The sequence below is a fragment of the Pseudomonas sp. NY11955 genome, from assembly GCF_048068035.1.
In the GTDB taxonomy this organism is placed as follows: domain Bacteria; phylum Pseudomonadota; class Gammaproteobacteria; order Pseudomonadales; family Pseudomonadaceae; genus Aquipseudomonas.
The window spans coordinates 272172-288315 of sequence record NZ_JBLUPS010000006.1 but is presented as its reverse complement, the minus strand read 5'-3'; the positions used below and the strand labels follow the sequence as shown (position 1 = coordinate 288315).

Here is a 16144-nt window from a genome sequence, read left to right as displayed (position 1 = left end):
AGTCAGAGTGAAGAAACCCGCCTCCAGGGCGGGTTCGGTGCACGTACGCGCTAGCCCGCCAAGCTGATAATGGCGGTAATAATAATGGCGTTCATGTGCGGGAATGTATTCATGGGGTAGGAACTTAGCCTGCCACGCGGCCGCAAGTCAACACTTGGCCTGCTGCGCCGAAAGCGGCACATCGAACACCTTGTCGAAGCCCCACTGGAAGACGAAGGCGTAAACGAAGAAGAACACGAACAATGCCAGGTTGGTCAGCAGGGCAGCCCACAGGCTCACGTCCAGCCAGTACGCCACCAGCGGCAGCAGGATCACCACCAACCCGCCCTCGAAGCCCAGCGCATGCAGCAGGCGCCGCAGGAAGGTGCGCTCACGCTTGTGCTGGCGCGCTTCCCAACGCTCGAAAACCCAGTTGTAGCCCATGTTCCAGCTCATCGCGATGCCCGACATCAGCACCGACAGCACGGTCGACTGGGCCATCCCGGCACCGAACGCCAGCTCCAGCGCGGGCGCCACGCAGGCGACGGCAATGGCTTCATAAAGAATGGCCTGGACGATCTTGCGGGCCTTGCCTTGCATGTTCAACTCCCTGATTAAGCGACCTGTAAAGCTACAAGAAGTAGCCCGTAAGAAAAAGCCCGAAATTTGGACAACATCGCGTTCGGCTGCTTGTATCTATCCCGTACAAACAGTGACATCTCGTACAACTTCGTCGAAGGAACCGAGCGAGGATAATGACGATGGCCCCCTCTACCCTGCCGGTGCATGCCACATGAGCCTGGCATTCATCGATTTTCTAACCTATGTGTTGTTTGGCCTGAAGATTCTGGCGATCACCCTGGCCTCGTTGATGTTTCTGCTGGGTCTGGACGACCTGTTCATCGACCTGTGCTATTGGGGGCGCAAGCTGATACGGCGCTTTCGCATTTACGACAAGTTCGAAAAGGCCGATGAGAAGCGCTTGTACGAAGTCCCGGAAAAACCCCTGGCCATCATGGTCCCGGCCTGGAACGAAGTGGGCGTGGTCGGCGAAATGGCGCGCCTGGCGGCCTCGACCATCGACTACGAAAACTACCAGATCTTCGTCGGCACCTACCCCAACGACCCGCAAACCCAGGCCGACGTCGACGCGGTGTGCCTGCACTACCCCAACGTGCACAAGGTGGTCTGCGCCCGACCCGGCCCCACCAGCAAGGCCGATTGCCTGAACAACATCATCGACGCGCTGCTGCGCTTCCAGCAGGACGCGGGCATCGAGTTCGCCGGCTTCATCCTGCACGACGCCGAAGACGTGATCTCGCCCATGGAGTTGCGCCTGTTCAACTACCTGCTGCCGAGCAAGGACATGATCCAGATCCCGGTGTACCCCTACGCACCGGAGTGGAAAGGCTTTACCGCCGGCCACTATGTCGACGAGTTCGCCGAAAACCATGGCAAGGACGTAATCGTGCGCGAAGCACTGACCGGCCAGGTGCCCAGTGCCGGTGTCGGCACTTGCTTCAGCCGCCGAGCCATCAGCGCGCTGCTCGAAGACGGTGACGGCATCGCCTTCGACGTACAGAGCCTGACCGAAGACTACGACATCGGATTTCGCCTGAAACAAAAAGGCATGAAGTGCATTTTCGCCCGCTACTCCATCACCGACCCGGCGCTGACCCTGAAGCAACAATGGCGCCTGGGCATGAGCCGCGAATTCTCCCAGGTGATTTGCGTACGCGAGCACTTCCCGCGTGACTGGCAGCATGCCATTCGGCAGAAGTCGCGCTGGATCGTCGGCATCGTGTTCCAGGGCACCAGCAACCTCGGCTGGAGCCGCAAGGGCGCGCTCAACTACTTCCTCTGGCGTGACCGGCGCGGGCTGTTCGCCTACCTGCTGAGCTTCCTGGTCAACCTGTTGCTGCTGGTGTTGCTGGCCATGTGGCTGGTCACGGTGGTAGCGCCGAATTCGTGGCGCTTCATGTCGATCCTCAGCGACAGCTGGCTGCTATCGACCCTGCTGTGGCTGAACGGCCTGATGCTGTTCAATCGGTTGTTCCAGCGCGCCTGGTTCGTCACCCGCTTCTATGGCATTGGCGAGGGCCTGCTGTCGGCGCCGCGAATGATGTGGAGCAACTTCGTCAACTTCTTCGCCAACCTGCGCGCGCTGCGCCAGGTCATGGAAATGGGCGATTCGCGGCGTGTGGCCTGGGACAAGACCACCCACGAGTTCCCCGCCATCGCCGCACCTGCCCGAACGCCACTGGGCCAGCGCCTGGTGGCCAAGGGCCTGATCAGCGACGAACAGCTGCAACAAGCAATCACCAGCCCGGTTCGCCGGCGCCTGGGTCGCGAGCTGCTACTGCGCGGCTGGCTGAACAGCGAGCAACTGGTGGCCACCCTGGCCGAGCAACTGGACCTGCCTTGGTCACCCTTGAACCCGTTCAAGCTCGACCCGCAACTGATCGCCAAACTGCCTCGCAAACTGGCCACGCACTATGGCGTGCTACCGGTAGAGGAAGACGGCGACACGCTGATCCTGGCCAGTGAAAGCCCGGTCAGCCAAGTGTCGCTGGGGGTGATCAGCCGCCAACTGAAACGCCCGGTCAAGGCACGCCTGGCGCCACAGGGCCGGGTGACCCTGGGCCTGCGCTACCACTATCCGAGCCCCTGGCAGAAGCCAGAAACCCGCGACATGCTGGCCGTGCTCGAACGCCACCAGAACGACGAAGCGTTGCTGGAACGGGTCAGCCATCACCAGGTCATGCTTGGCGCACTGCTGCAGGTGCGCGGCATGGTCCCGGTCACCCTGTTCAACCAGGCGCTGATCGACTTCGACCCCGAACACCAGAGCCTGGGCGAACACCTGATCGCCCGCGGCATCATCACCGAGCAGGTGCTGGAACAGGCCCTGATCGAACAGGCCAGCGAACAGCAGGCCGCCTTTGACTTGACCCGGGAGGTGGCATGAAGCCGCGCTTTTCCCTCACTTTCACTGGACTGTTGCTGTTTTCCGCTGCCCTGCCCGCCGCTGCTTCGGCACCGATGACCGACTTTCAACGGTTCACCAGCTTTCCGTTCATGGACCGGGGCTACCGAGAGGCCAAGAAGGACAATTGGGCTGAAGTCGAGCGCCTGACCCGCCACGTACTGGGCCGGGTGCCCAATAACGACGAGGCTCGCGCCCTGCTGGTCGAAGCCCTGGCCCACCAACGCCGTTACAAGGAGGCCCAAGCACTCGCCGAGCAACTGGGCGATAGCCCGGAATATGCCGACGCCCTGCTGGAGCTGCGCCTGACCTGGATCGAGCAGGACCCACCGGCGGCCAGCCAGGTGGAACAATGGTTGGCCGCCAGCGACGGCAACCACCGCGTGCGCCTGTGGCAGGCCTACAGCCTGAGCCTGGCCAAGTTTGGCGGCGCGGCCAAGGCATTGGACTGGCTCAACCATCTACCCCCCGGGGACGACGGCCAGGTATTGCGCCTGGCCCGGGCCAACTTTGCCGAGCAACTGCGCAACTGGAAGGAAACCATCGAGCAACTGCAGCCGCTGGCCGACAAAGGCCAGTTGCCGGCCCAGGACTGGCAACGCCTGGCCAACGCCTATATCCAGAAAGTCGACGAAAAGGGCCTGAATGCGCTGTTACCCAGCGCGCCATCCGCCGCAGCGGCCAACCAGGCACGCCTGGCCATGGCCAACCGCGCCATTGCCGTCGGCCATCACCAGCAAGCCCAACGATGGCTGCAGTCGCTACCGCCCGATCAACTGCAACAACCCGAACAGCGCCAGCAACTTTGGCAATTGGCCCGTGAAGGCGACGACGCTGCATTGGTGCTGCGCCTGAGCAACGACTTGCAACGCCCCTGCCTGGAGACGGTCGATTGGCTGTCGCACAAGGACCCGGACCTGGCCCGCGAACAATTCAAAGGCTGCACTGCCAGCACCGACCCGCGAGCCTTTGCCGTGCTCAAGCAACGCCTGTACGGCGACCCGCCCCAACCCCCGCAACCGCGTACCGCCGCAGAATGGGAGAAGCGCTACCGGCAGACCGGCGACCTCGCCGCGCTGGAGCAAGCCACCTTCCTGCTGACCGAACAGGGCCACGCAGACCACGCCCGGCACCTGCTGGAGCAGGCCTACGACCGCCGCCAGGGCCGCCTCAGCCCATCGCTGCTGCAGCGCCTGGGCAACCTGTATGCCCGCAACGACGGCCCGCTGGACAACCGCCGCATGCTTGGCCTGATCCCCCGGGTCGACGCCAATACCCGCGCCCAGTTGCTTGGCCGGCTGGCCGAGGCTGGCCAGTGCGATGCCGTGCGCCAGGCAGTGCCAGCCACCCCGAGCGAGCCCGGCCAGTACCGCGCCCTGGGCCGCTGCGCCATGCCCGACCAAGCGGGCGAGGCGGTGGTCTACTACCAGGCCGCCGAGCGCCTGGGCGGCCCTGGCAACCGCCTGCCGCTGGCCTACGCACTCGAAGCAGCCGGCGACTCCGAAGCCGCCCTGCCCATCTGGCGCAGCCTGCCGGACAGCGCCTGGACCGACAACGCCCGCCTCACTGCCTCCCGTGGCGCGCTGAATGCAGGCGACGCTGATGCAGCGCGCCGCTACTGGGACGCCGCCGCTCACCGCAGCGCCGATGACTGGGCGCTCGGTGCCGCCATCGCCCAGCGCCAAGGCGACCCACAGACCGCGCTGGGCTTCCAGCGCCAGGCCCTGGCGCACAACCCGCGCGCCGATCACTACTACGCCGCGTCCGGCACCGCGCAACTGGCTGGCGACAGCGCGCAAAGTACCGCCTGGCTGGCCGAAGCCGTGCGCCTGGCCCCCGACCAGCCACGCTACCGTGCCGACTACGGCATGCGCCTGGCTGGCTCGGCAGACAAGGCCCAGCGCACTCAGTCGATCCCCTACCTTGAGCGCGCCACCCACGACTTCCCGGAAGACTACCGTCTGGGCGAAACACTCGCCTTACGCTACGACGAGCATGAGGACAGCGCTGCAGCACGTCGCGAGCTGCGGCGCATTCTCGACGTAGAGCAGAACCTGGTCGATGGCGATGACGAATACGGCAGCCTCGAAGCCCGTAAATACCGCCAACGCCGCGCCCATGAAAGCCTGTCTCGTCGCGACACCATTACCCTGGCCAGCACCTGGTCGCCCGCCGGCACCTCGACCAACGACAAGTTCCTCGACAATGGCCAGCGCAGCGGCAGCTCACGCCGGGCGCAATCGCAGAACGTGCAACTGGCCATGTGGGACCACGCCCTGGGCGAAGAGCCCAGCCGCAACGGCAGCACCCTGTCGGTGTATGGCCGAGTGCTGTTCGGCGGCCAGAGCCGCACCGACTACGCACAAAGCATGGGCACCGGCGTCGGCCTGCGCTACAAGCCGCTCGGTCAGGCCAACCTCAACCTGTATGCCGAGCTGTACCACCAGCGCCAGATCGACGAGGAGCATTACCGCGGCCTCAGCCTTGGCCAACTGCTGAGCCCGGCCAAAGTCGGCGGCAACTGGGGTGATTTGCGCCACCACGCCGAATCGAGCAACGACTTGCTGCTGCGCGCCACTGCCTCGTTCCTCGACCAGGGTGACTGGCGCAACGACTGGCGGGTCGATGAAGACGACTGGAACGAGCGTTTCCTCTACCTCGACGCCGCCTGGTGGACCCGGGCCGGCGACCACGCCTGGTTATCACGCTACCAACAGGGCCACGCCTGGAAACTGCCAGGCAGCTCGCCGCAAACCCTCATGCCCTACGGTTTTGTCGAATTTTCCAGCCAGGACCCGAGCAACGACTGGCGCCAGGATGCCCGTGCCGGGGTCGGCGTACGCTGGCAATGGTGGTTCGACGACGACCGCTACAACGCCTACCGCGGCTCGCTGAAAGTGCGTGCCGAATACCAGCAATCGCTGGGCGGCAACCTCTACGAGCGCGCCAACGGAGTGCTGGTCGGTGCGGAGATGACCTTCTGATGCGTACGATCATCACCTACTGCCTGCTGGTCCTTTGCCTACCGGCCACAGCCGACCAGCGCCTGTTCTACCAACCCCTGAACCGTGATGCCAGCGTCACCGCCGCCCAGTGGCAGCAACTGTGGCACGCCACCGCTGCCCAGGGTGGCAAGACCCTGATCGTGCAGTGGAGCGCCTATGGCGACAGCGATTTCGGCGGTGCCCAGGGCTGGCTGGCCAACAGCCTGCGCGCGGCCCGGGCCGAGGGCCTGCAACTGGTTCTGGGGCTGTACATGGACCCGGCCTACTACCAGCGCCTCGACCAGCTGGATGGCGAGGGCCTGAACAGCTACTGGAAGGCACAGCTGGGCCGCTCGCTCAGCCAGTACCAGCAATTGCGCCAGACCTGGCAGTTGCCGGTGGACGGCTGGTACCTGCCCATGGAACTGGACGACCAGCATTTTCGCGACGCCGAACGGCGCGATGCACTCTACAACCAACTGCAGGCCTTCAACCGCCAACTGGACAAGCCATTGCACATCAGCGCCTTCAGCGCCGGCAAGCTGTCGCCGCGAGTCCATGGCGCCTGGCTGGATCAACTGGCCGGGTTGGGCTTGACTGTGTGGTGGCAGGATGGCGCCGGCACCGGGCGTTTGCCGTCGTTGGTGCGCCAGGGCTACGAGCAGGCCTTGCCGTGCCGGGTCGGCGTGGTGCGCGAAGCGTTCCGCCAGGTGAGCGCGCCTGGGCAGGCGTTTCGAGCTGAGCCTGCCGAGCCGAAGCTGGGCAGCGGGTGCCATGCCGAGGCGGTGTTTGCCTTGCGCTACCGGCCTTGGGCCCGGGGTGTTTTGCCACAGCATTGAGTCGCCAGGGCTGGCCCCTTCGCAGCGCAAGGCTGCTCCTACAAGATACGTGCGGTCCCTGTAGGAGCAGCCTTGCGCTGCGAAGAGTCCGGCCCTGGCAAAGCAGTACTCCCAGGAGCCCACCGATGTTCAAGACCATCGAAGAACACGTACGCAAGCAGGTCGCCCCCGCCGCCTTGCGCGCCGAGTTCCGCCAGCACGAATTCGAGTCCATGCGCCCGTTCTGCCTGCTGGTGTTCTGTATCAGCATCCTGATCTGGCTGGTCTTCGACCTGATCGTCAGCTTTCTTGGCGGCCAAGGTTTCACCTGGCTGTCCTACCTGTTCATCGCCTCGCTCGGCAGCCTTTGCGTAGTGCTGCACTTCACCCGTCGCAGCCATCACTTCGATGTACTCAACCTGCTGTTCATCACCATCATCACATTGGGCATGCGCCTGCTGATCGAAGGTATCCCGGTGGCCCTGCGCCCGGTGTGGCTGGTGCTTGGGGTTTCCACCGTGCTGTACGCGGTGTCGGTGTTGCCAGTGCGGCGCTGGTCGTTCTTCTGCGCCATGGTCGTCACTTGGGTAATGCTCAACCCGTTCTACCACACCCGCATCGAGCCCGACGCGCTCGAAGGCGCCATGCTGGTCAGCTACGCGGTGTTTCTCAGCGGCCTGATCACTTACAGCTACCTGCAGACGCGCAAGGCCAAGCTGCACAATTTCTATTTGTCCAAGGTGCTGCTGGAGCAAGCCTACGTCGACGCCCTGACCGAAATTCCCAACCGCCGCTCGTTCATGGCAAAAACGGAGCAACAACTGAAACTGGCAACGCCTGGGCAATACCTGGCGATGGTGGACATAGACAACTTCAAGAAAGTCAATGACCGCTACGGCCACGACATTGGTGACGAAGTGCTCAAACGTGTGGCTTTGCATATCAAGGCCGCCATGGCCAAGTCTGAATTTGCGCGTTTGGGCGGCGAGGAGTTTGCCATTTTTCTTGAAGGGCTGGACCAGCACGGTGCTGAACAGCAGGTGGAGGCACTGGTACGCAGAGTGCGTGAAGACGCAAACCCACACCCGGTGACCATCAGTATCGGGCTGGCGCAAGTGAACGCGGGCGATACCTTGACCATGGCGTTGATCAAGGCCGACCAGGCGCTGTATGAAGCCAAGCACACCGGCAAGGACCGGTTCGTGCTGTGGACTACCCGGCTGGCAAGCGAATCCTGAACTGCGCCCCACCCAACGCCGACTGCGCCACGGTCAGGGTGCCCCCCTGCCCCTCGATCGCTCGGCGGCTGATCGCCAGCCCCAGGCCAAACCCACCCGTGTTGCGATCGCGACTACGGTCCAGGCGGTAGAACGGCTGGAATATGCGCTCGCGCTCCTCCACCGGAATGCCAATCCCGTCATCCTCCACCGTCAGCAGGCAGGCGCCATCCTCTTCCAGGCGCAAGCGCAGCAACAGGCTTTCATCGCAATAGCGCATGGCATTGCGCACCAGGTTCTGCACCGCGCGCGCGGTCAGCCGCGGGTCCAGCACAAAGCGCGGCAGCTCGCCCTCGGCCCGCACCTCCCAGTGGATACCACGGCCATCCAGTTCCTCGGCAAAACCGCCAAGCACACTGTCGACCAGCTCCAGCAACGACACTTCCACCCGCTCGCGGGCCTGGTCGGCGTTGTACAACCGGCTATAGGACAGCAGCTCCAGCACCAGCTCGTCCAGCTCGCGCACATGCCCGACCAGTTCCAGCAGGCGCTTGCGGCTGGCCGGCGGTACTTCGTCGAACAGCAGCACCAAACCGAAGTCCAGCCGGGTCAGTGGCGTACGCAACTCGTGCGACACCGCATTGAGCAGCTCGCGCTGCTGGTTGACGTGGCGCTCCAGGTCACTGGCCATGGTGTCGAACACCCCAGCCAGCTCACCGATGTTGGAATGTGGCGAAATGTGCGTACGCTCGGCCATCTGCCCCTGGCCCAAGCGCCGCGCCGTCTCCTTGAGGCGTTCCAGGTCACGCCAGTGCGGCCATACCCATAGCAGCAGGCAGCCGAGCATGGCCGCACCGATCAGTACGGTCACACCCCACGACAGCACATTGATGTCCAGCGGGTCTGGCGGTGAATGCAGGCGTACCAGCCATTGCTTGTCCAATGGCGCCAGCACCGTCTCGTAGTAGCCCCACTCGGCGATGCGCACCGCGTACAGGCCATGCTCCAGGCGCGCCTGTTCTTCATCGCTCAAGTCGGCCTGGTCCATACGCAACAGCTGCAGCTCCAGCGGTGCGAAGTCACTGGCCAGTTCCTGCTCCACCGCTGGCCACTGCTCGCGCGGAGCCTGGCGGAACTGGCGCACGATCAACGCCTGTACGCCCTTGGCCTGGTCCAGGTTGTAGGCCATGAAGCGGTCGCGGAACAGGCCGACGATGGTGTCGGGGATGAACAGCAACGCACCGGCGTAGGCGACGATAATCACCAGGTACAGCCGCACCAGGATCTTGAGCATGGCCGATCAGCACTCCCACTCGACGCGGCTGAACAGGTAGCCCTTGCCCCACACGGTCTTGATCTTGCGCGCCTCGCCGGCGTTGTCGTCGAACTTGCGCCGCAGCTTGGAGATGGCCACGTCCACCGAGCGGTCGGTACCATTGAACTCGATGCCACGCAGTTGCTGCAGGATACGGTCGCGGTTCATCACCTCCCCAGCATTGCGCGCCAGCACCACCAGCAGGTTGTACTCGCCGCTGGACAGCTCCACCTCTTCGCCGCGCCAGCTGACCGTGCGCTCGGCCAGGTCGATGCGCAGGCCGCCGATCAGGATCAGGTCGTTATCCAAACGTGGCTCGTTGACACTGCTGCGGCGCAGAAGCGTGCGCACACGGGCCAGCAACACGCGTGGTTCGCAGGGTTTGGTCACATAGTCGTCGGCCCCCATCTCCAGGCCCAGCACCTGGTCATGGCTGTCGTCGCGGGCAGTCAGCATCAGGATTGGCAAGCTCTGCGACTCCTGGCGCAGCAGGCGGCACAGCTGCAGGCCATCGATACCCGGCAGCATCAGGTCGAGGATGACCAGGTCGGGCTTTTGCCGGCGGTACTCGTCCAGCACATGATCGCCCCGGGCGATCACCTGGACATGGAAGTCGTTGCGTTGCAGGTAGCTGGCGATCAGCTCGGACAGCGCGCTGTCGTCTTCGACCAGGAAAATATTCGGCATAGGTGCTTGAAAGTCTGGGTTGAGGTATACCTGTGCCGGCCCTGTGGGAGTGGGTTTACCCGCGAAGAGGCCGGCATAGGTATACGCAGAATATAGAACCCTACCGGCCCGCAGGATTGTTCTTCACACTTTTTCACACTCGCCCTACAGGTATTAACAGCCGCTCAAGCAGCACCTGCCTTAGCATACACACGGTCATCATCGGAAGATCCGCATGCCTACTACCCTCCCCCCGCGCCTGCGCCCATTGGCGCTCCTGGCGCTCCTGAGCCTGTCCCTGGCCGGTTGCAGCGACAGCGCCGAGCAAGACGAAAAGGCCCCCACCGCGCAAGTGCGCGTGGAAACCTTGCAACTACAGCCACTGGCCATCAGCAGTGAACTCAGCGGCCGAATCCTCGCCCCGCGCACCGCCGAAGTGCGCGCGCGGGTGGCAGGCGTGGTGCTCAAGCGGGTGTACCGCGAAGGCAGCGACGTCAAACAGGGCGATGTACTGTTCCTGATCGACCCGGCGCCGTTCAAGGCCGACCACGACAGCGCCCGCGCCACCCTGGCCAAAGCCGAAGCCACCTTGTACCAGGCGCGCTTGCAAGAGCAGCGCTACCGCGAACTGGTCGACGACAAGGCCGTCAGCCGTCAGGAATACGACAACGCCAAGGCCAGCTTTCTGCAGGCCGACGCCGCGGTGGCCGAAGCCAAGGCAGCCCTGGAGCGTGCGCGCCTGAACCTCGGTTACGCCACCGTCACCGCGCCGATCTCCGGCCGCATCGGCCGCGCCCAGGTCACCGAAGGCGCGCTGGTCGGGCAGAACGAGACCACGCCGCTGGCGACTATCCAGCAGTTGGACCCGATCCATGCCGACGTCACCCAGTCGACCCGCGAGCTCAACGCCCTGCGCCGCGCCCTGCGTGCTGGCGAGCTGCAGCAGGTGGGCGAAGGCCAGGCCCGCGCCACTCTGATTCAGGATGACGGCAGCGCCTACCCGCTGCCGGGCAAGCTGCTGTTCTCCGACATCAGCGTCGACCCCAGCACCAACCAGATCACCCTGCGCAGCGAGTTCCCCAACCCCGACCTCGACCTGCTGCCCGGCAGCTACGTGCGCGTACGCCTGGAACAAGCGGTGCAACCCAAGGGCCTGAGCGTGCCGCAGCGCGCCATCCTGCGCGACAGCGCCGGCGTGCCCAAGGTGCTGGTGGTCGACCAGCAGGCCCGGGTCAGCGACCGCCCGGTAGTGCTGGGCAGCGCCCAGGGCGACCGCTGGATCGTCAGCGAGGGCCTGGCCGCCGGCGAGCGGGTGGTGGTCGAGGGCCTGCAACACGTCAAGGCCGGTGACCAGGTACAGGTCGACAACACACCTGGTGCGCCCCCCATCGCACAGCATACCGGCCAGTGAGGGCCTGATTCATGCCGCAATTCTTCATCGACCGCCCGGTATTCGCCTGGGTGGTCGCACTGTTCATCCTCCTGGCCGGCGCGCTGGCCATCCCGCAACTGCCGGTGGCCCAGTACCCCAACGTGGCGCCACCACAGGTGGAAATCTACGCCGTATACCCGGGCGCCTCGGCGGCGACCATGGACGAAAGCGTGGTCAGCCTGATCGAGCAGGAGCTCAACGGCGCCGACAACCTGCTGTACTTCGAGTCGCAGAGCAGCCTGGGCAGCGCCACCATCACCGCCACCTTCGCCCCGGGCACCAACCCGGACTTGGCCCAGGTCGATGTGCAGAACCGCCTGAAGGTGGTCGAGTCGCGCCTGCCACGCCCGGTCACCCAGCAGGGCCTGCAGGTAGAGAAGGTGTCCACCGGTTTCCTGCTGCTGGCCACCCTCACCTCCGAAGACGGCAAGCTCGACGAAACCGCGCTGTCGGACATCCTCGCCCGTAACGTGATGGACGAAATCCGTCGCCTCAAGGGCGTCGGCAAGGCTCAGTTGTACGGCTCCGAGCGCGCCATGCGCATCTGGATCGACCCGCGCAAGCTGATCGGTTTCAACCTCACGCCCAACGATGTGGCCGAAGCCGTCGCCGCGCAGAACGCCCAGGTCGCCCCTGGCAGCATCGGCGACCTGCCCAGCCGCGGCACCCAGGAAATCACCGCCAACGTGGTGGTCAAGGGCCAGCTCAGCACCCCCGAAGAGTTCGCTGCCATCGTCCTGCGGGCCAACCCGGACGGTTCCACGGTCACCATCGGGGATGTCGCCCGGGTCGAAATCGGCGCCCAGGAATACCAGTACGGCACGCGCCTGAACGGCAAGCCGGCCACCGCTTTCAGCGTGCAGCTGTCGCCGGGGGCCAACGCCATGGAAACTGCCACCCTGGTGCGGGCGAAGATGCAGGACCTGGCGCGCTATTTCCCGGAAGGCGTCAAGTACGACATCCCCTACGACACCTCACCGTTCGTCAAGGTGTCGATCGAGCAGGTCATCAACACCCTGTTCGAAGCCATGCTGCTGGTGTTTGCGGTGATGTTCCTGTTTTTGCAGAACCTGCGTTACACCTTGATCCCGACCCTGGTGGTGCCCGTGGCATTGATGGGCACCTTCGCCGTGATGCTGGCCATGGGCTTTTCGGTCAACGTGCTGACCCTCTTCGGCATGGTGCTGGCCATCGGCATTCTGGTCGACGATGCCATCGTGGTGGTGGAAAACGTCGAGCGCATCATGGCCGAAGAAGGCCTGCCGCCCAAGGAAGCCACACGCAAAGCCATGGGCCAGATCAGCGGTGCAATCGTCGGCATTACCCTGGTGCTGGTGGCGGTATTCCTGCCCATGGCCTTCATGCAAGGCTCGGTGGGGGTGATCTACCAGCAGTTCTCGCTGTCGATGGCGGTGTCGATCCTGTTCTCGGCGTTTCTCGCCCTCAGCCTCACCCCGGCGCTGTGCGCCACCTTGCTCAAGCCTGTGGCCAAGGGTGAGCAGCATGAGCGCAAAGGTTTCTTCGGCTGGTTCAACCGCCGCTTCGAAAGCATGAGCAACGGCTACCAGCGCTGGGTGGTGCTGGCGCTCAAGCGCAGCGGCCGCTACCTGCTGGTGTATGCGCTACTGCTGGCGGTGCTCGGCTATGGCTTCAGCCAGCTACCCACGGCGTTCCTGCCCACCGAAGACCAGGGCTACACCATTACCGACATCCAACTGCCGCCCGGGGCCAGCCGCATGCGCACCGAGCAAGTGGCCGCGCAGATCGAGGCACACAACGCAGAGGAAGCGGGCGTGGGCAACACCACGTTGATCCTCGGCTTCAGCTTTTCTGGTAGCGGGCAGAACGCGGCGCTGGCATTCACCACGCTCAAGGACTGGTCCGAGCGCGGCGCCGACGACAGTGCGCAGTCGATCGCCGACCGCGCGACCATGGCTTTCAGCCAGCTCAAGGACGCCATTGCCTACTCGGTACTGCCACCGCCTATCGACGGCCTGGGCGAATCGACCGGTTTCGAGTTCCGCCTGCAAGACCGCGGCGGCATGGGCCACGCCGAACTGATGGCAGCCCGTGACCAGTTGCTGCAAAGCGCTGGCAAAAGCAAGCTGCTGACCAACGTACGCGAAGCCTCGCTGGCAGAAAGCCCGCAGGTGCAGTTGGAAATCGACCGCCGCCAGGCCAACGCCCTGGGCGTGTCGTTTGCCGATATCGGCACGGTGCTGGACGTTGCCGTAGGCTCCAGCTATGTCAACGACTTCCCCAACCAAGGCCGCATGCAGCGGGTGGTGGTGCAGGCCGAAGGCGATCAGCGCAGCCAGGTCGAGGACTTGCTGAAAATCCACGTGCGCAACAACAGCGGCAAGATGGTGCCACTGGGCGCGTTCGTCCAGGCCAAATGGGTCAGCGGCCCGGTGCAACTGACCCGCTACAACGGCTACCCGGCGGTGTCGATTTCCGGCGAGCCGGCGGCCGGTTACAGCTCCGGCGAGGCCATGGCCGAAGTCGAGCGCCTGGTGGCGCAGCTACCCGCCGGCGCTGGCCTGGAATGGACCGGCCTGTCCCTGCAGGAACGCCTTTCCGGCAGCCAGGCACCGATGCTGATGGCACTGTCGTTGCTGGTGGTGTTCCTGTGCCTGGCGGCGCTGTACGAAAGCTGGTCGATCCCGACCGCGGTGCTGCTGGTGGTACCACTCGGGGTGCTGGGTGCGGTACTGGCCGTGACCCTGCGCGGCATGCCCAACGACGTGTTCTTCAAGGTGGGCCTGATCACCCTGATCGGCCTGTCGGCGAAGAATGCCATCCTGATCATCGAGTTCGCCAAGCACCTGGTCGACCAGGGCGTGGACGCCGTCGATGCCGCCGTGCAAGCCGCCCGTCTGCGCCTGCGGCCGATCGTGATGACCTCGCTGGCGTTCATCCTCGGCGTGGTGCCACTGGCCATCGCCAGCGGCGCAAGCTCCGCCAGCCAGCAGGCGATCGGCACCGGGGTGATCGGCGGCATGCTCAGCGCCACCCTGGCGGTGGTGTTCGTGCCAGTGTTCTTCGTGGTGGTCATGCGCCTTGCAGGGCGTAGTAAAACGGCCATTGGACATGAAGGTAAAGCAGGCGCCAGCCAGGCGGAACAGCCGCACGGGTAAAAGTCGGTATGTTAATATTGCTGGCATCGATGGAGGAGCTGAAATGACACAAGCCCGCGATGCCAGCATCAAATGCCAGGTACTGGAACTTGCCAAACAGCATGGCATTACCAGCGAAAAAGATCGTTTCAGTGACCTTGCAACAACGATTACCAGCCTGTCGGGTGATGTCGTTACCCTCGACGACGTCGAAAGAGTGCTGGTTTCTCTCAAGAAAAAAGGCGTTCTTACCAAGCGACAGATACTGGAGCTGGAAGCACGCTATCTCAATGAAGTGCCTGAATACGGCAATGGGCGAAAGATCAGCGCATGATGTTCGATCCGTTCGATGATTTTGAAACAGCAGGTTACCTGCGTAATGTCTTCAAACTGAAAGACCCTGCGCAAATCAAGAAAATGGAACATCTGGCGTTCGAGTCCAGCCTGGAAGACGCCATTTCCCTGCTGTCGAACAGTCAGAACATCACCTACCAAACGATGCTTGAGCTGCACCAACTGTTGTTTTTCGACTTTTATCCCTGGGCAGGCAAGGATCGCGCCGAGCTGGCACCCAGGCTGGCAGTTTTCAAGGGAACCGATAGCGACCCTCGGCATACAGCGTTCTGCCCGCCAGACCAGATCCGCCACTGGACATCCCATGCACTGAAGCTGGGGCAAGATCAGCAATGGCTCAAAGAGCACCCTGGTGAGGTACTGGGATTGCTGGCTGACGCCCATCCCTTTCTGGACGGTAACGGCCGAACGATACTCCTTGTGTTCATGGAGCTTTGCCATCGAGCCGGCTTTGCAATTGATTGGTCTCGGACTACGAAGGATGACTACCTCTCAGCCTTGAGCGCCGAAATCAATCAGCCCTCGAAAGGCCATCTTGATCATTATTTGAAACCTTTTCGGGTAGAAATTTCTGACAAAGCACAATGGCCAGAAGTTTTGGGCACGATCAAAGGGCTGGATGGACTGGATAAAGAGAACATCAGGTATGAAAGCTTGGACGACCCGCAATTGCGTGGGTTGTACCTTGGTTACCGCTCACTCCCACCCTGCTCCTTCCTTATCCTCGCCGGCGGCCGCGGTCAGCGCATGGGCGGCCGCGACAAGGGCTTGATCGACTGGCAAGGCGAGCCGCTCATTGCACATGTTCGTCGTGTAGTGCGGCCGCTTAGCGATGACCTGGTGATTTCATGCAACCGTAACCAGGCGGCTTACCAGGCGTATGCCGACCAGTTGGTGGGCGATGCCGAGGCAGACTTCCCAGGGCCTTTGGCGGGGGTGATTGCCGGGCTGAAGGTGGCTCGGCATGAATGGGTTGTGCTGCTGGCTTGCGATGCACCGTTGGTTGATCGGGTGTTGATCGAGGACCTGCTGCGGCTGGCGGTGGCCAATGACAGCGCGGCGATGGTGCGTCAGGGTGGGTATTGGCAACCGATGTTCAGCGTGCTGCCAAAGCGGGTGCTGCCGGTGCTGGAACAGGCCTGGGCGACGGGCGAGCGGAGTTTGCAGAAGGCCTTGCTGCGTGAGGCGGTGCAGGGGCTGGAATGCACCGACGATGATCGCCGCCTGAGTAACTTCAACAGCCCGGAGCTGTTGCAGGGCTGAGATCAACTGCTGTC

11 protein-coding genes and 1 pseudogene are annotated in these 16144 nt (G+C 63.6%); 9 read left to right on the top strand and 3 right to left on the bottom strand.

Translation table 11 applies throughout. The annotated features are described in order from the left end of the window. Nucleotides 1–147: 147 nt before the first annotated feature. Nucleotides 148–579, bottom strand: coding sequence for a PACE efflux transporter (locus ACNFBR_RS14190; protein WP_003253887.1), 432 nt, complete (start codon nucleotides 577–579; stop codon nucleotides 148–150). Nucleotides 580–772: 193 nt separating this feature from the next. Here ACNFBR_RS14190 and nrfB point away from each other — a divergent pair, with 193 nt between their 5' ends. The 4 genes from nrfB (at nucleotide 773) to ACNFBR_RS14170 (ending at nucleotide 8005) form a co-directional block, all read left to right on the top strand. Beyond that, a complete protein-coding gene (gene nrfB / locus ACNFBR_RS14185) occupies nucleotides 773–2947 on the top strand; it encodes a cyclic di-3',5'-guanylate-activated glycosyltransferase NrfB (protein ID WP_416735478.1) in 2175 nt (724 codons plus the stop codon). After that, on the top strand, nucleotides 2944–5949 hold the full coding sequence (locus ACNFBR_RS14180) for a phage receptor (protein WP_416735477.1): 3006 nt from the start codon (nucleotides 2944–2946) through the stop codon (nucleotides 5947–5949). Before nrfB ends, ACNFBR_RS14180 begins: the two co-directional genes overlap by 4 nt. Next, nucleotides 5949–6788 (top strand): DUF4434 family protein, encoded by an 840-nt coding sequence (locus ACNFBR_RS14175; protein ID WP_416735476.1) that lies wholly within the window; start codon nucleotides 5949–5951, stop codon nucleotides 6786–6788. Before ACNFBR_RS14180 ends, ACNFBR_RS14175 begins: the two co-directional genes overlap by 1 nt. Nucleotides 6789–6913: 125 nt before the next feature. Further along, on the top strand, nucleotides 6914–8005 hold the full coding sequence (locus ACNFBR_RS14170) for a diguanylate cyclase domain-containing protein (protein ID WP_416735475.1): 1092 nt from the start codon (nucleotides 6914–6916) through the stop codon (nucleotides 8003–8005). On the opposite strand, the gene ACNFBR_RS14165 is transcribed toward ACNFBR_RS14170, so the two are convergent. Beyond that, nucleotides 7980–9278, bottom strand: coding sequence for an ATP-binding protein (locus ACNFBR_RS14165; RefSeq protein WP_416735474.1), 1299 nt, complete (start codon nucleotides 9276–9278; stop codon nucleotides 7980–7982). The genes ACNFBR_RS14170 and ACNFBR_RS14165 overlap by 26 nt on opposite strands. A gap of 6 nt (nucleotides 9279–9284) precedes the next feature. After that, a complete protein-coding gene (locus ACNFBR_RS14160; protein WP_416735473.1) occupies nucleotides 9285–9986 on the bottom strand; it encodes a response regulator in 702 nt (233 codons plus the stop codon). 214 nt (nucleotides 9987–10200) lie between these two features. On the opposite strand from ACNFBR_RS14160, the gene ACNFBR_RS14155 reads away from it, so the two are divergent. The 5 genes and pseudogenes from ACNFBR_RS14155 to mobA all read left to right on the top strand — a co-directional run bounded on the left by ACNFBR_RS14155 (nucleotide 10201) and on the right by mobA (nucleotide 16130). Next, nucleotides 10201–11376: an efflux RND transporter periplasmic adaptor subunit gene (locus tag ACNFBR_RS14155; RefSeq protein ID WP_416735472.1), complete on the top strand. Its 1176-nt coding sequence runs from the start codon at nucleotides 10201–10203 to the stop codon at nucleotides 11374–11376. 11 nt (nucleotides 11377–11387) lie between these two features. Further along, nucleotides 11388–14534 carry a multidrug efflux RND transporter permease subunit gene (locus ACNFBR_RS14150; protein ID WP_416735471.1) on the top strand — a complete coding sequence of 1049 codons (3147 nt, stop codon included), beginning with the start codon at nucleotides 11388–11390 and terminating at the stop codon, nucleotides 14532–14534. Nucleotides 14535–14577: 43 nt separating this feature from the next. Then, complete coding sequence (locus tag ACNFBR_RS14145; protein WP_416735470.1) at nucleotides 14578–14847, top strand: hypothetical protein; 270 nt, start codon at nucleotides 14578–14580, stop codon at nucleotides 14845–14847. Continuing rightward, a pseudogene (locus ACNFBR_RS14140) lies at nucleotides 14844–15284 on the top strand (Fic family protein); the annotation flags it as partial. The gene ACNFBR_RS14145 and the pseudogene ACNFBR_RS14140, both read left to right, overlap by 4 nt. A 261-nt stretch (nucleotides 15285–15545) precedes the next feature. After that, the gene (mobA, locus tag ACNFBR_RS14135; protein ID WP_416735560.1) at nucleotides 15546–16130 is read left to right on the top strand and encodes a molybdenum cofactor guanylyltransferase MobA; all 585 of its coding nucleotides are present in this window, start codon (nucleotides 15546–15548) and stop codon (nucleotides 16128–16130) included. Nucleotides 16131–16144 lie beyond the last annotated feature (14 nt).